Raw genomic sequence first — 17,874 nt, forward strand, 5'->3', positions numbered from 1 at the left:
GGATCCGTACCTTGTATGGCCGGGGGAGGAAGCTTGATCGATGGGAAGGTCAAATGATTAGTCGCGGCTCGGAATGGCATCGATGGGATCCGCATATCCATGCGCCCGGCACCATTCTCAACAACCAATTCGACGGCACCCATCCATGGGAGACCTATCTCACAACCTTGGAAGGGCTGACCCCGAAGATCGAAGCAATCGCCGTCACCGACTACTACGTCACTGACACCTATGAGGAGTTGCTCAAACACAAGGCCGCGGGCCGGCTGCCCTGTGTACAACTGCTTTTTCCAAATATCGAGCTTCGCCTCGACGTGGCGGCGAAGTCGGGCTTCGTTAACATCCACCTCCTGGTTAGCCCGGAAGACCCCAATCATCTTGTCGAGGTGAAACGCATCCTCAAGCGCCTGCAGTTCGGCGCGCACAACGATCGATTTGACTGCACTCGCGAGGAGCTAATCAAACTGGGAAAGCGCGCCGATCCGACGATCACCGACGATGGCGCAGCTCTCCGGCATGGTGCGACTCAGGTCAAAGTCAACTTTGACCAGCTTCGCAAGGTCATCGCTGAAAGCGAATGGGCGAAGAAGAATATCTTGATTGCTGTGGCTGGTGGTTCAGGTGACGGCACATCGGGCCTGCGGCAGGCTGCCGACGCAACCGTGCGCCAAGAGATCGAGAAGTTCGCCCATATCATTTTTTCGAGCAGTCCCGTCCAGCGAGAATTCTGGCTGGGCCAGCGAGCCGGCATGACGGTGGGGGAACTTCGCTCGCGATATGACGGCTGCAAACCATGCCTGCATGGAAGCGACTCTCACGACCAGGAGTCCGTGGGACAGCCCGTCGGCAACAGGTTTTCGTGGATCAAGGGCGCTCTGGAATTCGATGCCCTGCGTCAGGCGTGCATCGATCCCGAGGGGCGCGCCTATGTCGGCGAACAGCCGCCTCTATCGACTTTGCCGTCACAAGTTATCTCGCATGTCAGGATCGACAACGCGGACTGGGCGGCCACACCAGATATCCCACTCAACTCCGGCCTAGTGGCCATTATTGGCGCGAGAGGATCAGGCAAGACCGCTCTGGCCGACATGATCGCGGCCGGCTGCGATGCGATCTCCTCATCCGGTTGGGATGCGGACGAGAACATTAGCCCCTCGTTTCTAGCTCGGGCGCGCCGGTTGATGGGCGACGCGACGACGACGCTCACCTGGGGCGGTGGCGCGACCGTCACGCGCTTCCTCGATGGCAGAGACGCCAACGGCCACATGTCGTTCCCGCGTGCCAGGTATCTTTCTCAGCAGTTCGTCGAGGAGCTTTGCTCGGCAAAAGGCGTTTCCGATGGCCTGGTAGACGAGATCGAACGTGTAATCTTCGAGTCACACTCGCAGGATGATCGCCAGTGGACACTCGATTTTGCAGAACTGCGCGACCAGCAGACCGCGCGGTTTCAGCAGGCGCGTGAGCGCGAGGCCGAAGCGATCTCCGACATCTCCGACAGAATCGCCACTGAGCTCGAAAAGGAGAGCCTCGTCGCCACGCTAACAACGCAGGTCGCGCAAAAGAAGAAGCTGGTTGCGAACTACACAGCCGATCGCGCCAAACTTGTCGTCAAGGGAACCGAGGAACAGGTGGCCCGACACACCCTGCTCAGCGAGGCGGCTCAGAATCTTAAGAACAAGATCCAAGCGTTTGGGAACCAGCGCCGCACCTTCGTCGCCTTGCAGGACGAAGTTCGGAGCATGCGCGCCACTGGCGCGCCCGAGATGCTCCGCCAAGCTCAGGCGCGACACGCCAGCAGTGGCTTCAGTGCCAAACAGTGGGACGAGTTTCTGCTGGTCTACAAGGGCGACGTCGACAAGAGCTTGGCGGGTTATATCGCGTGGGCCGATGGTGAGGTCAGTAAACTCACGGGTGCTCCTCCGCCGTCCGGTGACCCGAACGTAGCGCTGATCCCCGACAATGCCGATCTCTCAGCGCTCCCGCTCGCACCGATCGCTGCCGAAATGATTCGCCTCGAAGCGCTGTTCAGCGCGGATAAGCTGGTTCGCGAACAATACACGGCACTGACCGGCCGCATCGCACAGGAAAATTCCGCGCTCAAGACCCTTGAGGCACGGCTCACCGATGCGCAAGGCGCCACGGCGCGCCGGAAGGACCTCCAGACGAACCGCGATGACACCTATGGCCGAGTCTTCGAGGCGATCATCAACGAACAGAATGCGCTGGCTGGCCTCTACGCGCCGCTGATGGCTCGGCTTGCTGCGTCTTCGGGAACGCTCCAGAAGCTTGGCTTCTCGGTCCGCAGGATCGCCGACGTCCAAGCGTGGGGTTCGGTTGCGGAGAGAGAACTCCTAGATCTGCGCAAGACCGGCCCCTTCCAAGGCCGCGGCGCACTGATCAGGGCCGCGGCTGAGACACTCAAGCCGGCGTGGGAAACTGGCTCGGCGGCCGAGGTTCAGGCTGCCATGACCACATTCATGTCCAAATACCTGAGGGACTTGCTGTCGCATGCGCCTTATGCGCCGACCCAGCAGGCCGAATTTAGGGCTTGGTCAAAACAGTTCGCGCACTGGCTTTTTGGCACCGACCACATCACTGTGCGGTACGAGATTTCGTATGACGGCATTGACATCCGCAAGCTCTCACCAGGCACCCGCGGGATCGTGCTGCTGCTCCTCTATCTTGCTCTCGATGATTCAGACGATCGGCCGCTGATCATTGACCAGCCTGAAGAGAATCTCGACCCGAAGTCCGTATTCGACGAACTTGTGGCGCTCTTCATCGCGACGAAGGCGAAGCGCCAGGTCATCATGGTCACGCACAATGCCAACCTTGTCATCAACACCGACGCCGACCAGATCATCGTAGCGACAGCAGGACCACACCCGCCCGGCGGTCTTCCACCTATAAGCTATGTGGCGGGCGGGCTGGAGAGCGTGGCAATTCGGAAAGCCGTCTGTGACATTCTGGAGGGCGGTGAGGAAGCCTTCCGGGAGCGAGCGCGACGGCTTCGAGTTCGCCTAGACCGATAATTCACTGGTGTCGCTCGCATTGCAGCGAATTGCCTACGGCCTGAGCTGCTGGCGTTGTATTAGATCAAGCAATAGCGTAGCCACTTCACCCGCGGCCAGTGCCCACTCCTCATCATCGCCCACGTAGAGCTCTTCCAGCGGATCCTCTTTCCCTCCGTGAAAGAGGTTATTGCGCACCCGGCGCATGGCCTCGATAAGGGCCCGGGCGTCAGAAGCGTGGAGGGGTAGTTCTCGAAAGTGAGTCAGGTTCCGGCCTTGGATGGTGGCAACCACTTGCACCTTAGGCCGGTTGCGTGTGCCGCCTAGTAGCTTGGTCCGCGCGGATGCCGGCACTCGATCGAGGAAGGTAGGCGTTGGCAGCCGGTCCACCGCGTCCTCCACGGCGCGCCAGTTCGCCTTGGCTGACTGGTAGGGCCCGGTACCCGTAAATTCGGGAATACGTTTGAGCTCGAATTCCAACATGCCGAAGGTTCGTAGTAGTGCGTAGGCAGTTGGCTGAGAAACGGGCATGCAACCATCCTAGCTGACGGTCTCACAAGGCGGGTATGACCGTGCCGCTGTTACGCACCGCACCACCGCGAGTGTTCTTTGGGTTCGCAGAGCTGTCGGCAATCCGCTGTTTTGCAGTACGTTTGCAGGACAACAAAAAACCGCCGTGAGGCGGTTTTTGCTTAAGCCATTGATTTTATTGGTCGGGGAGACAGGATTCGAACCTGCGACCTCTACGTCCCGAACGTAGCGCTCTACCAGACTGAGCTACACCCCGACAGCTGAGCCGACAATTCTAGCGACGGCCGGCGGCGGGGGCAAGAGGGTCCGTGCGGCGACGCATGCGGCCCACGCTGAGGCGGCCGGACCGGTGGGTACGGCCGCGGCCGGCCGCTAAACTGTGCGCCTTGCGCCCGCGCGTTGCGGCGCCCCGCCTGTCTTTCGGAGTTCCGCTTGATCAAGCCCCGCACCCCCGCCGGCGTCATGGAGCTGTTGCCTCCCGACCAGATCGCGTTCCAGCGCATGCTCGATACGATCCGCCGCAACTTCGAGCGGTTCGGTTTCGTGCCGGTGGAAACGCCGGTGATGGAGCTGTCGGAGGTGCTGCTGACCAAGTCCGGCGGCGAGACCGAGCGCCAGGTGTATTTCGTCCAGTCCACCGGCGCGCTGAGCAAGGCCGGCGACGGCGAGGGCGTGCCCGAACTGGCGCTGCGCTTCGACCTGACCGTGCCGCTGGCGCGTTACGTGGCCGAGCACGAGCACGAACTGGCGTTCCCGTTCCGCCGTTACCAGATGCAGCGCGTGTACCGCGGCGAGCGCCAGCAGCGCGGCCGTTTCCGCGAGTTCTACCAGTGCGACATCGACGTGATCGGCAAGGACAGTCTGAGCGTGCGCCACGACGCCGAGATGCCGGCGGCGATCTACGCGGTGTTCGCCGAGCTGGACATCGCCAAGTTCACCATCCAGCTCAACAACCGCAAGCTGCTGCGCGGCTACTTCGAAGCGCGCGGCGTGGCCGACGGCGAGCTGCAGGCGCGGGTGCTGCGCGAGGTCGACAAGCTCGACAAGCGCGGCGCCGAGTATGTGCGCGAGACCCTGACCGGGCCGGAGTTCGGCCTGGCCGCCGACGCGGTCGCGGCGATCCTGGAATTCGTGGCGGTGCGTTCGACTTCGCACGAGGACGCGCTGGCGCGCCTGGCCGCGCTGGGCGAGGGCAACGAATCGCTGCGCCAGGGCGTGGCCGAACTGCGCGAGGTGCTGGAGCTGGTGCGCGCGCTGGGCGTGCCGGAAACCCATTACGCGCTGAACTTCTCGATCGCGCGCGGCCTGGACTACTACACCGGCACCGTCTACGAGACCACCCTGGACGAATACCCGCAGATCGGTTCGGTCTGCTCCGGCGGTCGCTACGACGACCTGGCCAGCCACTACAGCAAGTCCAAGCTGCCCGGCGTGGGCATTTCGATCGGCCTGACCCGGCTGTTCTGGCAGCTGCGCGAGGCCGGCCTGGTCGACAGCGCGTCGAGCACGGTGCAGGTGCTGGTCACGCAGATGGACGCCGCGCACCTGCCGCAGTGCATCGCGGTGGCCAACGAGTTGCGTCACGGCGGCCTCAACACCGAAGTGGTGATGGAGCCGTCCAAGCTGGGCAAGCAGTTCAAGTACGCCGACCGCGCCGGCATCCGCTTCGTGGTGGTGCTGGGCGAGGACGAGATCGCCAAGGGCACGGTCACGGTCAAGGACCTGCGCCGCGAGGACCAGTTCGAAGTCGCGCGCGCCGAGCTGGCGCGCACCCTGCGGGTCGAACTGGAGCAGTCGCGGGCGATGAAATGAGCCGGGCGCGCCTGCCGCGCGCCTGAACCCCGCCACCGCGGGCCACCGAGCATCGGGCGCTGAGGTCGCGCCCGGCACCGGCGCAAGCCGGACACCACACCGCGCGGCAGCCGCCGCACGGATTCCAAGGTTCCATCGACGCACCGACTCCCGAGTATGCCGGCCCGGGTTCCACCGCCGCGCAGATGATCGCCAGGGTGCAATTCCGGAGATCCCTAGCGTGAACAAGATCCAACTCGACGGCCGCTCGCTGACGCGGTCGCAACTCGTGGCCGTGGCTTACGGCGCCCAGGTCGAACTGTCCGCCGCGCAGCTGCCGGCGGTGCAACGCGCGGCCGACTTCCTGGCCGAGCAGGTGCGGCGCGAAGAGCCCATTTACGGCGTGTCCACCGGTTTCGGCAGCAACGCCGACCGCCTGCTCGGCGCGCACCGCCTGCGCGACCAGCTGCCGGGCGCGCAGCCTTCCGGCGAGAACCTGCACGAAGAGCTGCAGCGCAACCTGATCGTGACCCATGCGGTGTGCGTGGGCGAACCCTTCGCGCCGGAGATCGTGCGGGCGATGCTGTGCATCCGCGTCAACACCCTGATGCGCGGCCACTCCGGCATCCGCGTGGAAACCCTGCAGGCCCTGACCGCGCTGCTCAACGCCGGCATCGTGCCGGTGGTGCCGCAGCTGGGCTCGGTGGGCGCCAGCGGCGATCTGGCGCCGTTGTCGCACCTGGCCATCGTGCTGCTCGGCGGCGGCGAGGCCTTCTACCACGGTCAGCGCATGCCCGGCGCGCAGGCGCTGCAGCGCGCCGGCCTGCAGCCGGTGGCGCTGTCGTACAAGGAAGGCCTGGCGCTGAACAACGGCACCGCGCAGATGCTGGCCTGCGGCGTGCTCGCGCTGCACAAGCTGGAAGAGCTGGCCGACACCGCCGACCTGGCCGCGGCCATGACCATCGACGCCTTCGCCGGCCGCCTGGGAGCGTTCGCCGAGGAGGTGCATGCGCTGCGTCCGCACCCGGGCCAGGTGGCGGTGGCCGCGCATCTGCGCCAGCTGCTGCAGGGCTCGACCCTGGCGGACATTCCCTATCACCTGGTGCCGCGCTTCCGCGCCTGGCAGCCGGGCAGCTGGGACACGCCGCAGGCGCAGGCCCTGCGCTTCGACATCGGTTGGGACTGGGTGCCGTTCGGCCAGCGCCACGGCCGCGAGAAGTTCTACAACCGCTTCCGCCCGTTCCGCGGCGGCAAGAAGCACCAGCCGCAGGACAGCTACTCGCTGCGCTGCATTCCGCAGGTGCACGGCGCGGTGCGCGACGCGCTGGCGCAGGCCGCGCGCGTGCTCGAGGTCGAGCTGAACTCGCTGACCGACAACCCCATCGTGTTCCCGGACGCGCAGGCCGAGCACGTGGAGCAGCAGGTGATCTCCGCCGGCCATTTCCACGGCATGCCGCTGGCGCTGGCGATGAGCTACGTCAAGGCCGCGATCCCGGTGCTGGCCAGCATCTCCGAGCGTCGCCTCAACAAGCTGGTGGACCCGGCCACCAACGACGGCCTGCCGCCGTTCCTGATCGGCAACGAGGACTCCACCGAGTCCGGCCACATGATCGTGCAGTACACCGCCGCGGCCATCGTCAACGATCTGGCCAGCCGCGCGCATCCGGCGTCGGTGTATTCGATCCCGACCAGCGCCAACGCCGAGGACCATGTGTCGATGGGCGCCAACGAGGCGCGCCACGTGCTGGCCATGGCCGACGACCTGGGCAAGGTGCTGGGCCTGGAGCTGTACACCGCGGCGCAGGCGCTGGACCTGCGCCGCGACATGATCAACGCCGCCCGCGACCTGGCCGACCGCGCCGACGCGCGCGGGTTGGCGGCCAAGGTGGCCGGCGGCCCCGCCGCCGGTGCCGAGGAACTGAGCGGTTTCCTGGGCGAGGTCGAAGGTCTGCGCGCGGAGCTGGCCGCGGCCGAGGAGTTCCGCCCGGGGCATGCGGTGGCGGCCGCGCATGCGGCGATCCGCGAGCGCATTGCGTTCCTGCAGTACGACCGTGCGCTGGACGGCGAAGTGGCGGCGGCAGTGGCGATGGTCGCCGACGGCAGCGTGCTGTCGGCGGCGCGCGCGGCGCTGTGATCGTGGCGTTGTGACATCGGCGGGATGCGGTGCGCCGCATCCCGTCTCAAGGAGAGTCTGCATGCGGGTGGTCGCGCACACCGACGCGGTATTCAGCATCGAGGATTTCCTGGGCGCCGATGAGTGCGCGGCGCTGATCGCGTTGGCCGAGGCCCAGGGCTTCGCCCCTGCCGACGTGCGCGCGCCAGGAGGCGCGCGTGCGATGCCGCACATGCGCAACAACGAGCGCGTGGTGTTCGAGTCGCCCGAGTGGGTGCAGCGGCTGTGGCGGCGGCTGGACGGCGTGGCCTTGCCGCGGTTGCAAGGCGAAACCGCGTTCGGTTTGCCGCGCGCGCTGCGCTTCTACAAGTACGGCCCCGGCCAGCGTTTCCGCATGCACAAGGACGGCTCCTGGCAGGAGGACGGGCGCAGCAGCCGGCTGACCCTGCTGGTCTATCTCAACGAGGGCTTCGCCGGCGGCGACACCGACTTCCGCGGTTTCCGCGTGGTGCCGCGCACCGGAGCGGCGCTGCTGTTCGTGCACGACACCTGGCACGAAGGCGCCGCGGTGGAGGCGGGCAGCAAGTACGTGCTGCGTTCCGACGTGATGTACGCGCAGGCCTGAGCGGCGCTTGTCAGCGGCGCCGGTCTTCCGGTGCCGAGGTGCGCACGCAGTCGCGGCCATCGGCCTTGGCCAGGTACAGCGCCTGGTCGGCGTCCTGCAGGGCCGGGTCGATCGCGCTGTCGATGGCGCTCTCGCTGTCGTTGTCGGCCTCGCGCTGGATCGCGTGCACGCCGATGCTGGCGGTGATGGTGATGGCGTGCTCGCCGCTGCGGCAGGGCTGGTCGCGCAGGTGCTGGCGCACGTCCTCGGCCACGCACGCGGCCGCCTGCAGGTCCAGGCCGGGCAGGGCGACGATGAACTCCTCGCCGCCGAAGCGCGCCAGCAGCGCGCGGTGGGGCTGCAGCACCACGCCCAGGGTGCGTGCGGCCCAGCACAGGCATTCGTCGCCCACCAGGTGGCCATAGCGGTCGTTGATCTGCTTGAAGTGGTCCAGGTCGATCATCAGCAGCGACAGCGGCCGGCCGGTCTGCTGCGAATTGGCCAGCAGTTCCTGGAACACGTTGCGGAAGTGGGTGCGGTTGTGCAGGCCGGTCAGGCCGTCGCGCTGGCTGCTTTCGCGCAGGCGTTCGTGCGCGTCCTCCAGTTGCGCCAGCGCGCTGCGCAGTTCCGTGGTGCGCTGCTCGACCTTGTGCTCCAGCTGGGTCTTGGCCTCGTGCACGATGCGCTCGTTCTCGTTGCGCAGCGAGGCGTAGCGGTAGCCCAGCGCCACCGACAACAGCAGCATTTCCAGGGCCGAGCCGATCTGCACGCCGTATTCGGTGATGAACACCTTGGGCAACAGGCCGAAGGCGATGGCGGTGAACATGCCGGTGCCGAGCAGGAACATCGACCAGGCCAGCAGGAACAGCTGCGCCGGCTTGTAGCCGCGGCGCAACACCACCAGGGTGGCTACCGCGATCCAGGCGATGCTGAAGAACACCGCGGCCGAGGCGATCGGCGTGGCCACGTTGTAGGGCAGGCGGGTGGCGGCCACGCCCAGCAGCACGAAGAAGCCGATCATGCCCAGGCCGACGCGGTCGCCCAGGCGCCAGCGCTCGCGCAGGCCCAGGAAGGTGCGCGCGAACTGCTGCATGCCGATCTGCGCCAGGCAGATCGACAGCGGTACCGACTTGTCGGCCAGCCAGGTGTTGCGCGGCCACAGGTATTCGAAGCCCAGGCCGTTGAGGGTCAGCAGCACCAAGCCGAAGGCGGAGATATGCAGCAGGTACCAGAAGTAGCTGGCATCGCGCAGGCTCAGCCACAGCACCAGGTTGTAGATGAACAAGGCCAGCAGGATGCCGTAGTACAGGCCGATGCCGAACTGCGCGTCGCGCGAGACCTCGGTGAAGGCGGTGGGCGTGAACAGGGTCAGCGGCACCTGCATCGAGCTTTGGCTCTGCACGCGCACGTACAGGTCCGCCGGCCGGTCGGCCGGCAGGTTGATCCAGAAGTTGGGGTGGCGGTAGCGGATGCTGCGCGAGGAGAAGGGCAGGCTGTCGCCGCCGGACAAATGGTCCAGGCGGCCGTCGGCCTGGCGGGTGTAGACGTCGATGCGGTCGCTGAGCGCGTACTGCTGCACCAGCAGCCAGCGCGGTTCGTTGCGGTTGCGGTTGAGCAGGCGCACGTGGAACCAGTAGGCGCCGGGCTGGAAGCCGAAGGCGGCGTTGCCGCCGGGCAGCGGCGCGAACCGGCCTTCGCGCTGGATGCGCTCGGCGTCGATCAGGGTCTGCGCGCCGCCCACGTCGTGGTAGTAGGCGATGTGCGGTTCCAGCGGAATGCCGGTGCGGCTGTGGCCGTCGAGCAACAAGGGCACTTCGGCGCGCAGCGTGCCGAACAGGCATAGCCCGAGCACGAGCAACCAAGCCCGAAGTCCTCTGCAACCACGCCCCATGCGCACCCTCTCTCCCAGTGGTCCGGCCGGCGGCATACCGCGGGACCGGGCTCGGAGGCAGTCTACGCTCCGGCACCGCCCTAGTTTGCCGTGTCCGCGGCCGCAGGCGTCGCCGCGGCGACCGCCGGTCGGTCGTCGTTACTGTGACCAACGGCGCCGTTCCCGCGCAACGGCCGCCGCCGTGGGGGTAGGGCGGGCAGCGGCTTGACGGGGCCGGCCCTGTCCTTTAATGTATTAACGCGTTAATACATTAGACATAGCGAAACCCTCTCCCATGAAGCGCCGCGCGGTAGAAATCGACGACAGCGAAGACCCCATCGCCGGCTTGGCGACGGCGCTGCTGGGCTTGCGCGGCCCCGAGCAGATGCGCGCGTTCCTGGAAGACTTGTGCACCCCGGCCGAGCTGGAGGCCATGACCGACCGCTGGCGGGTGGTGCCCCTGCTCAGCGAGGGCGTGCCCTACCGCGAGATCCACGACCGTACCGGGGTCAGCGTGACCACGATCGGCCGGGTGGCGCGGACCCTGGAGCGCGGCGCCGGCGGCTACGCGGCCGCGCTGCATCGACGCCCCACGCGCGCACGTTGACGTTCCGCCGGGCCGCAGCGCCCGCACTCCTCCCCCCGAGTTTCCGAGAGAACCCCCCATGAGCCCCACCGCCAGCCCGGCCGCGCGCGACCGGTTGCGCATCGCCATCCAGAAGTCCGGCCGCCTGGCCGAGCCGGCGCGCGCGCTGCTGGCCTCGTGCGGGCTGAGCTGGCGCGAGAGCCGCGACCGCCTGTTCTGCTACGGCGAGACCCTGCCCGTGGACCTGCTGCTGGTGCGCGACGACGACATCCCCGGCCTGATCGCCGACGGCGTCTGCGACCTGGGCGTGGTCGGCCGCAACGTGCTGCGCGAGCAGGACGGCGAGCGCCGCGCCGGCGGCCGCGCGTCGGCCTTCCGCGAATGGCGCGCGCTGGGCTTCGGCGGCTGCCGCCTGGCGCTGGCGGTGCCCGAGGCCTGGGACTGGCGGGGGCCGGCGCAACTGGCCGGCAAGCGCATCGCCACCAGCTACCCGGCGCTGCTGTCGGCCTGGCTGGCCGAACAGGGCGTGGACGCGCAGGTGGTGCTGCTGTCGGGTTCGGTCGAGATCGCGCCGCGCCTGGGCCAGGCCGAGGCCATCTGCGACCTGGTCTCCAGCGGCGCGACCCTGGCCGCCAACCAGCTCAAGGCCACGACCACGCTGCTGGAAAGCGAGGCGGTGCTGGCCGGACCGGTGGACGCTTTCGACGACGTGCGCGGCGAACTGGCCGAACTGCTGCTGCGCCGCCTGGACGGCGCGCTGCGCATCCGCCACAGCAAGCTGCTGCTGTTCCAGGCCCCGCGCCAGGTGCTGCCGGACCTGCTGCCGCTGCTGCCCGACGCGGAAACGCCGACGGTGATGCAGCTCGACGGCGGCGACGGTGTGGCGCTGCAGGCGCTGTGCCACGGCGCGGTGACCTGGCAGCGGCTGGAGGAGCTCAAGCGCGCCGGCGCGCGCGGGCTGATGGTGCTGCCGGTGGAGGGCATGCTGGCATGAGCGCCTTCACCGCCTTGCAGCGCCTGCAATGGAGCGCGCTGGACGAAACCCAGCGCGAGGCCGCGCTGCGCCGCCCCGCGCAGCAGACCCGTGCCGACACCGCCGCTGCGGTGTCGGCGATCCTGCAGCGCGTGCGCGCCGACGGCGACGACGCGCTGCGCGAACTGGGCGCGCGCTACGACGGCGTGGCCCTGGACGACTTCGCCGTGGGCGAGGACGAATTCGAAGCCGCGCAGCGCGAACTGTCGCCGGCGCTGCGCGCCGCCATCGACCAGGCCGGCCGCCGCATCGGCGCCTTCCACGCCGCGGGCATGAGCGCGCCCTACGCCTGGGACAGCGGCGACGGCGTGCGCTGCGAGCGCGTGCTGCGGCCGATCCAGCGCGTGGGCCTGTACGTGCCGGCCGGCTCGGCGCCGCTGCCTTCCACCGCGCTGATGCTGTGCATGCCCGCGCGTCTGGCCGGCTGCCCCGAGATCGCGCTGTGCACGCCGCCGCGCCGCGACGGCCGTGCCGACCCGGCGGTGCTGTACGCGGCCGCGTCCTGCGGCGTGCGCCGGGTGTACAAGCTAGGCGGCGCGCAGGCGATCGCGGCCATGGCCTTCGGCACGGCGAGCGTGGGCAAGTGCGACAAGCTGTTCGGGCCGGGCAACGCCTACGTCACCGAGGCCAAGCGCCAGGTCGCACTGCTGGAAGGCGGCGCGGCCATCGATCTGCCGGCCGGACCGTCGGAGGTGCTGGTGATCGCCGACGCCGGCGCGCGCGCCGAGTTCGTCGCCGCGGATTTGCTGTCGCAAGCCGAACACGGCCCGGATTCCCAGGTGCTGCTGCTGTCCGACGACGCGGCGCTGCTCGATGCGGTGGACGCCTGCATCGCCGAACAACTGCGGCAGCTGCCGCGCGCCGAGACCGCGCGCGCGGCGCTGGCCGCCTCGCGTTCGATCCGGGTCGAGTCCGTCGCCGCGGCCATGGAAGTGAGCAACCGCTACGCGCCCGAACACCTGATCCTGGCCCTGCGCGACGCCCGCGCCTGGCTGCCGCAGGTGCAGGCCGCCGGATCGGTGTTCCTGGGCGACTGGGCGCCGGAAGCGCTGGGCGATTACTGCAGCGGCACCAACCACGTGCTGCCCACCAGCGGCGCCGCGCGTTATGCCGGCGGGGTCAACGTGGCCAGCTTCCAGGTCGCGATCACGGTGCAGGAAGTGCAGCCGCGCGGCATCGCCGCGATCGGCCCCTGCGCGGTGGAACTGGCCACGGCCGAGGGTTTGGATGCGCACCGCCTGGCGGTGGCGCTGCGGCTAGAGCAGGTGGCCGCATGAGCGCCGCGGAGTACCCCGCGCCGCTGGCGCTGCTGCGCGAGGACCTGCGCGGTTTCGCCGGCTACAAATCCGCGCGCAGCGAAAGCTTGAACGGCTCGGTCTGGCTCAACGCCAACGAATCAGCCTGGAACAACGCCGCCGACGGCGAGGGCGCGCTGCGCCGCTACCCCGATCCGCAGCCCGCACGCGTGCGCGCGGCACTGGCCGGGTTGTACGGCTGCACGCCGGAGCAGTTGCTGGCCGGCCGCGGCAGCGACGAAGGCATCGACCTGCTGCTGCGCGCGTTCTGCCGCCCCGGCGGCGACGCCGTCGTGATCACGCCGCCCACCTTCGGCATGTACGCCGTCTGCGCGCGCCTGCACGGCACGCGCGTGGTCGAGGTGCCGCTGGTGGAAGGCGAGGGCGGCTTCGCCTGCGATTTCGAGGCGGTAGCGCAGGCGGCGGAAGCCGCTTCGGCCAAGCTGGTGTTCCTGTGCTCGCCGGGCAACCCCTCCGGCACGCTGCTGCCGCTGGATGCGATCGCCGCGTTGGCCCAGCGCCTGCGCGCGAGCGCGCTGGTGGTGGTGGACGAGGCCTACCTTGAATACGCGCAGGCCTCGTCGGCCGTGTCGCTGATCGAGCGCCTGCCCAATGTGGTGGTGCTGCGCACCTTGTCCAAGGCGCACGCGCTGGCGGCCGCGCGCATCGGCAGCACCATCGCCGATGCCGAGGTTATCGCCGCGCTGCAGCGCTGCCAGGCGCCGTATCCGCTGCCTGCACCGTGCGTGGCTATGGCCTTGCGCGCATTGGACGATTCGGCCGCCGCGCTCAGCCGCGCGCGTGCCGGTGCCTGCGCGTTGGAGCGCGAGCGCCTGTACGCGCGCCTGGTCGGGCTGCCCGGCGTGCGCCGCGTCTACCCGTCGCAGGCCAACTTCCTGCTGCTGCGTTTCGACGATGCGCAAGCCGCGTTCGACGCCCTGATCGACGCGGGCGTGGTGGTGCGCGACATGCGCGCCGCACCGCAGCTGGGCGATGCGCTGCGCATCAGCCTGGGCACGGCCGAACAGAACGACCGCGTGGTCGAGACCTTGGCGCGCCTGGGCGCGCGGGAGCGTGCGGCATGAACCTGCCGGTCAAGCAGACTCCGGTGCTGTTCGTGGACCGCGACGGCACCCTGATCGCCGAGCCCGAGGACTTCCAGATCGACCGCTACGCCAAGCTGCGTTTCGTCGACGGCGTGATCCCGGCCATGCTGCGCCTGCGCGATGCCGGCTACCAGTTCGTGATGGTGAGCAACCAGGACGGCCTGGGCACCGACGCCTTCCCGCGCGAGGACTTCGAAGGTCCGCACGCGCTGATGATGCAGGTGTTCGAAAGCCAGGGCATCGTGTTCCGCGACGTGCTCATCGACACCAGTTTCCCCGCCGACAACGCGCCCACGCGCAAGCCGGCGATCGGCCTGGCGCTGCCGCTGCTGAAGGATCGCGGCATCGACTGGACGCGCTCGGCCATGGTCGGCGATCGCGACACCGACATCGCCTTTGCCGCCAACCTGGGCATACGCGGTTTCCAGCTGCGCACGCAAGAGTTCGGCGGCGAATGGGATTGGAACGGCATCGCCCACGCACTGGCCGACGCGCCGCGCACCGCGCGCCTGCGCCGCGATACCCGCGAGACCGCGATCGAAGTCGCGGTGGACCTGGACCGCGAGGCCGAGCCGCGCGTGAGCACCGGCCTGGGCTTCTTCGACCACATGCTGGAGCAGCTGGGCAAGCACGGCGGTTTCGCGCTGGAGCTGGAATGCCGCGGCGACCTGCACATCGACGAACACCACACGGTCGAGGACAGCGCGCTGGCGCTGGGCCAGGCGCTGCGCGCGGCGCTGGGCGACAAGCGCGGCATCGGCCGCTACGGCTTCGTGCTGCCGATGGACGAGAGCCTGGCCACGGCGGCGCTGGATTTTTCCGGCCGCCCGTACTTCGTGTTCGAGGGCCGCTTCGCCCGCGAGCGCGTGGGCGATCTGCCCACCGAACTGGTACCGCATTTCTTCCGCTCGCTGTGCGAGTCGGCCGGGCTGAACCTGAACCTGAACGTGCGTGGCGACAACGACCACCACCAGGTCGAAGCCTGCTTCAAGGCGGTGGCCCGGGCCCTGCGCCAGGCGATCCGGCGCGAAGGCCTGGCCCTGCCCAGCACCAAGGGCAGTTTGTAGCGCCCGGCGGCCGTCCGCGGCCGTCCTGTATGCGGCTCAGGCCGCGATTTGAACCGCAGACCCGCTCTAAGCGGGGTTGCGGGCAACGAGGGTTTTGTGACGAAGGTCGTACTGATCGACATGGGTGGGGGGAACATCGGCTCCGTGCGTTATGCACTGGAGCGGTTGGGTGCGGATGCGGAACTCAGCGCCGACCCCGCCACGATCCAGTCGGCCGAACGCGTGATCCTGCCGGGGGTCGGGGCGGCGGCGCCAGCGATGGCGCGGCTGCGCGGTCTCGGTTTGGTCGACACCATCCGGGCGCTGCGTCAGCCGCTGCTCGGGATCTGCCTTGGTATGCAGCTGCTGTTCGAGTCGTCCGAAGAGGGCGACGTGGAGTGCCTCGGCTTATTGCCGGGACGCATCGTGAAACTGCAACCGCGCCAGGGAGTTCGCGTGCCGCACATGGGATGGAATGGATTGGATCGGCGACGATCGTCGCCCTTGCTGAATGGAATCGCCGACGGCGACCACGCCTATTTCGTGCACAGCTATGCGGCGCCGGTAGGGCCGCACACGCTGGCCGCATGCACCCACGGCGATACGTTCTCCGCCGTAGTCGGCGATGGCCGCCGCTACGGCGCGCAGTTCCACCCCGAGCGTTCCTCGGCGGTGGGCGCGCGTTTGCTGAGCAACTTCCTGCGCGAGGTGCCGGCATGAACCTGTACCCCGCGATCGATGTCCGCGCCGGGCGCGTGGTGCGCCTGCGTCAGGGCGATTTCGAGCAGGAAACCGCCTACGAGGAAGAGCCGCTGACCCTGGCCAAGCGCTACGCCGACACCGGCGCGCGCTGGCTGCACCTGGTCGACCTGGATGCGGCGCGCTACGGCGGCTACACCCTGGCGCCGCTGCTGCGCGCGATCACCACCACCAGTTGGATGCGGGTGCAGACCGGCGGCGGCGTGCGCAGCGAGGCCGACATCGAGGCCATCCTGGACGCCGGCGCCGACCGCGTGGTGGTGGGCTCGCTGGCGATCCGCGAGCCGGACCACATCGCCGGCTGGCTGCAGCGTTACGGCGCCGACCGCATCACCATCGCCCTGGACGCGCGCCAGGCCGGGAACGGCGAATGGCAGCTGCCGGTGGCGGGCTGGACCGAGGACAGCGGCATGCGCCTGGAGCCGATGCTGGAGCACCTGGCCGGCATCGGCGTGCGCCACCTGCTGTGCACCGACGTGTCCCGCGACGGCACCCTGATGGGCCCGAACCTGGACCTGTACCGGCACGTGCTGGCGATTGCGCCGGAGCTGCAGGTGCAGGCCTCCGGCGGCATCCGCGACATCGCCGACATCGTCTCCGCGCACGACGCGGGCTGCCGCGGCGCGGTGCTGGGCAAGGCGCTGATCGAAGGCCGCTTCAGCCTGGACCGTGCCCTGCACAAGGCGCAGCGATGCTGAGCCGGCGCATCGTCCCGTGTCTGGACGTACGCGATGGCCGCGTCGTCAAGGGCGTGCGCTTCCGCGATCACGTCGACATGGGCGATATCGTCGAGCTGGCCCTGCGCTACCGCGACGAGGGCGCCGACGAGCTGGTGTTCTACGACATCGCCGCCAGCCCGCAGGGCCGGCGGGTGGACCGCGACTGGGTCGAGCGGGTGGCGCGGGCGATCGACATTCCGTTCTGCGTGGCCGGCGGCATCCGCAGCGCTGACGACGCGCGCGAGGTGCTCAATGCCGGCGCCGACAAGATCTCGATCAATACGCCGGCGCTGGACCGGCCGGCGCTGATCGGCGAGATCGCCGACGCCTTCGGCGTGCAGTGCGTGGTGGTGGGCATTGACAGCCTGCGCGACGAGGACGGGCAATGGCGCGTGCGCCAGTACACCGGCGATCCGGACCGCACCCGCGCGCTGCCGCGCCGCACCCTGGACTGGGTGGTCGAGGCCCAGCGCCGCGGCGCCGGCGAGATCGTGCTCAACTGCATGGGCAGCGACGGCGTGCGCAGCGGCTACGACCTGGAGCAGCTGGCGCAGGTGCGTGCGCTGTGCGAGGTGCCGCTGGTGGCCTCCGGCGGCGCCGGCGCCATCGGCCACTTCGTCGACGTGTTCGCGCGCGCCGACGTGGATGCCGCGCTCGCGGCCAGCGTGTTCCACTCCGGCAGCATCCGCATCCCCGAGCTCAAGCGCGAACTGCGCGCCAACGGCGTCGAGGTGCGCGGTGTCCACTGAGGGCGCCGCGGCTTCCATCGGTGCGTTCTCCGCCGGCGCGCTGTCCTGGGACAAGCAGGGCGGCCTGCTGCCGGCCGTGGTCCAGGACGCCGGCACCCGCCGGGTGCTGATGCTGGGCTACATGAACCGCGAGGCGTTGGCGCACACCTTGGCCAGCGGCCGGGTCACGTTTTACAGCCGCAGCCGCGAGCGCCTGTGGACCAAGGGCGAGACCTCCGGCCACGTGCTGGAGCTGGTGGCCATCGAAACCGACTGCGACGGCGACACCTTGCTGGTGCAGGCGCGACCGCTGGGCCCCACCTGCCACCTGGGCCGTGCGAGCTGTTTCCCGCAGGCGCCGGCCGATACCCTGGCCGAACTCGACGCCCTGGTCGCGCGCCGCGAGCGCGAGCGGCCGCCGGGCAGCTACACCACGCGCTTGTTCGAGCAGGGCACGCGCGCGATCGCGCAGAAAGTGGGCGAGGAGGGCGTGGAAACCGCGCTGGCCGCCGTCGCCCAGGACAGCCAGGCCCTGGCCGGCGAGGCCGCCGATCTGCTCTACCACCTGCTGGTGCTGCTGCGCGCGCGCGGCCTGTCGCTGGACGATGCCCTGACCGTACTGCGCGAGCGCCACGGCCAACCGCACCGCGGCTCCGAACCGGCGTAAGCCGCGACACGAAAC

General features: G+C 68.9%; 15 protein-coding genes and 1 tRNA gene. 13 read left to right on the forward strand and 3 right to left on the reverse strand.

Features of this window, described 5'->3' with window-relative positions; all coding sequences use genetic code 11:
• The first annotated feature begins 53 nt into the window (after nucleotides 1-53).
• Entirely contained in the window at nucleotides 54-3,032 is a 2,979-nt protein-coding gene (locus DX914_RS02785; protein WP_115857531.1) for a TrlF family AAA-like ATPase, read from the forward strand.
• A gap of 33 nt (nucleotides 3,033-3,065) precedes the next feature.
• Here the strand turns inward: DX914_RS02785 and DX914_RS02790 are convergent, their stop codons facing one another.
• Together DX914_RS02790 and DX914_RS02795 are read right to left on the reverse strand one after the other, a co-directional pair.
• Nucleotides 3,066-3,542, reverse strand: coding sequence for a hypothetical protein (locus DX914_RS02790; protein ID WP_115857532.1), 477 nt, complete (start codon nucleotides 3,540-3,542; stop codon nucleotides 3,066-3,068).
• A 179-nt stretch (nucleotides 3,543-3,721) separates the two neighbouring features.
• Nucleotides 3,722-3,798: transfer RNA gene (locus tag DX914_RS02795), tRNA-Pro, on the reverse strand.
• Nucleotides 3,799-3,974: 176 nt separating this feature from the next.
• Between DX914_RS02795 and hisS the strand changes: the two genes are divergently transcribed.
• The 3 genes from hisS to DX914_RS02810 all read left to right on the forward strand — a co-directional run bounded on the left by hisS (nucleotide 3,975) and on the right by DX914_RS02810 (nucleotide 8,071).
• Complete coding sequence (gene hisS / locus DX914_RS02800) at nucleotides 3,975-5,354, forward strand: histidine--tRNA ligase (protein ID WP_115857533.1); 1,380 nt, start codon at nucleotides 3,975-3,977, stop codon at nucleotides 5,352-5,354.
• Nucleotides 5,355-5,565: 211 nt separating this feature from the next.
• Entirely contained in the window at nucleotides 5,566-7,467 is a 1,902-nt protein-coding gene (locus DX914_RS02805) for an HAL/PAL/TAL family ammonia-lyase (RefSeq protein WP_115857534.1), read from the forward strand.
• 61 nt (nucleotides 7,468-7,528) lie between these two features.
• The gene (locus tag DX914_RS02810) at nucleotides 7,529-8,071 is read left to right on the forward strand and encodes a prolyl hydroxylase family protein (protein WP_196778804.1); all 543 of its coding nucleotides are present in this window, start codon (nucleotides 7,529-7,531) and stop codon (nucleotides 8,069-8,071) included.
• A 10-nt stretch (nucleotides 8,072-8,081) separates the two neighbouring features.
• Here DX914_RS02810 and DX914_RS02815 read toward each other — a convergent pair whose 3' ends face one another.
• Nucleotides 8,082-9,902: a sensor domain-containing diguanylate cyclase gene (locus DX914_RS02815; RefSeq protein ID WP_158549178.1), complete on the reverse strand. Its 1,821-nt coding sequence runs from the start codon at nucleotides 9,900-9,902 to the stop codon at nucleotides 8,082-8,084.
• 313 nt (nucleotides 9,903-10,215) lie between these two features.
• On the opposite strand from DX914_RS02815, the gene DX914_RS02820 reads away from it, so the two are divergent.
• The 9 genes from DX914_RS02820 to hisIE all read left to right on the forward strand — a co-directional run bounded on the left by DX914_RS02820 (nucleotide 10,216) and on the right by hisIE (nucleotide 17,859).
• Nucleotides 10,216-10,527: a YerC/YecD family TrpR-related protein gene (locus tag DX914_RS02820; protein ID WP_115857536.1), complete on the forward strand. Its 312-nt coding sequence runs from the start codon at nucleotides 10,216-10,218 to the stop codon at nucleotides 10,525-10,527.
• Between the two features lie 58 nt (nucleotides 10,528-10,585).
• Nucleotides 10,586-11,500, forward strand: coding sequence for an ATP phosphoribosyltransferase (gene hisG / locus DX914_RS02825; RefSeq protein ID WP_115857537.1), 915 nt, complete (start codon nucleotides 10,586-10,588; stop codon nucleotides 11,498-11,500).
• 14 nt (nucleotides 11,501-11,514) lie between these two features.
• A complete protein-coding gene (gene hisD, locus DX914_RS02830) occupies nucleotides 11,515-12,816 on the forward strand; it encodes a histidinol dehydrogenase (RefSeq protein WP_231118212.1) in 1,302 nt (433 codons plus the stop codon).
• Complete coding sequence (gene hisC, locus DX914_RS02835; protein WP_115857539.1) at nucleotides 12,813-13,919, forward strand: histidinol-phosphate transaminase; 1,107 nt, start codon at nucleotides 12,813-12,815, stop codon at nucleotides 13,917-13,919. The genes hisD and hisC overlap by 4 nt, the downstream gene beginning before the upstream one ends.
• Complete coding sequence (gene hisB, locus DX914_RS02840; RefSeq protein ID WP_115857540.1) at nucleotides 13,916-15,007, forward strand: bifunctional histidinol-phosphatase/imidazoleglycerol-phosphate dehydratase HisB; 1,092 nt, start codon at nucleotides 13,916-13,918, stop codon at nucleotides 15,005-15,007. The genes hisC and hisB overlap by 4 nt, the downstream gene beginning before the upstream one ends.
• Nucleotides 15,008-15,103: 96 nt before the next feature.
• Nucleotides 15,104-15,706: an imidazole glycerol phosphate synthase subunit HisH gene (gene hisH / locus DX914_RS02845; protein ID WP_115857541.1), complete on the forward strand. Its 603-nt coding sequence runs from the start codon at nucleotides 15,104-15,106 to the stop codon at nucleotides 15,704-15,706.
• Nucleotides 15,703-16,443 (forward strand): 1-(5-phosphoribosyl)-5-[(5-phosphoribosylamino)methylideneamino]imidazole-4-carboxamide isomerase, encoded by a 741-nt coding sequence (gene hisA / locus DX914_RS02850; RefSeq protein ID WP_115857542.1) that lies wholly within the window; start codon nucleotides 15,703-15,705, stop codon nucleotides 16,441-16,443. The genes hisH and hisA overlap by 4 nt, the downstream gene beginning before the upstream one ends.
• Nucleotides 16,437-17,213, forward strand: a complete 777-nt coding sequence (hisF, locus tag DX914_RS02855; RefSeq protein WP_115857543.1) for an imidazole glycerol phosphate synthase subunit HisF — start codon at nucleotides 16,437-16,439, stop codon at nucleotides 17,211-17,213. Before hisA ends, hisF begins: the two co-directional genes overlap by 7 nt.
• 16 nt (nucleotides 17,214-17,229) lie before the next feature.
• Nucleotides 17,230-17,859, forward strand: a complete 630-nt coding sequence (gene hisIE / locus DX914_RS02860) for a bifunctional phosphoribosyl-AMP cyclohydrolase/phosphoribosyl-ATP diphosphatase HisIE (RefSeq protein WP_231118213.1) — start codon at nucleotides 17,230-17,232, stop codon at nucleotides 17,857-17,859.
• The last annotated feature ends 15 nt before the right edge of the window (nucleotides 17,860-17,874 follow it).

The organism is Lysobacter silvisoli (assembly GCF_003382365.1).
Lineage (GTDB): Bacteria > Pseudomonadota > Gammaproteobacteria > Xanthomonadales > Xanthomonadaceae > Lysobacter > Lysobacter silvisoli.

Coding starts and splice junctions, on each gene's coding strand:
- DX914_RS02785 (WP_115857531.1), top strand. CDS start 54: ATGATTAGTCGCGGCTCGGAATGGCATCGATGGGATCCGCATATCCAT.
- DX914_RS02790 (WP_115857532.1), bottom strand. CDS start 3,542: ATGCCCGTTTCTCAGCCAACTGCCTACGCACTACTACGAACCTTCGGC.
- DX914_RS02810 (WP_196778804.1), top strand. CDS start 7,529: ATGCGGGTGGTCGCGCACACCGACGCGGTATTCAGCATCGAGGATTTC.
- DX914_RS02820 (WP_115857536.1), top strand. CDS start 10,216: ATGAAGCGCCGCGCGGTAGAAATCGACGACAGCGAAGACCCCATCGCC.
- hisG (WP_115857537.1), top strand. CDS start 10,586: ATGAGCCCCACCGCCAGCCCGGCCGCGCGCGACCGGTTGCGCATCGCC.
- hisC (WP_115857539.1), top strand. CDS start 12,813: ATGAGCGCCGCGGAGTACCCCGCGCCGCTGGCGCTGCTGCGCGAGGAC.
- hisB (WP_115857540.1), top strand. CDS start 13,916: ATGAACCTGCCGGTCAAGCAGACTCCGGTGCTGTTCGTGGACCGCGAC.
- hisA (WP_115857542.1), top strand. CDS start 15,703: ATGAACCTGTACCCCGCGATCGATGTCCGCGCCGGGCGCGTGGTGCGC.
- hisF (WP_115857543.1), top strand. CDS start 16,437: ATGCTGAGCCGGCGCATCGTCCCGTGTCTGGACGTACGCGATGGCCGC.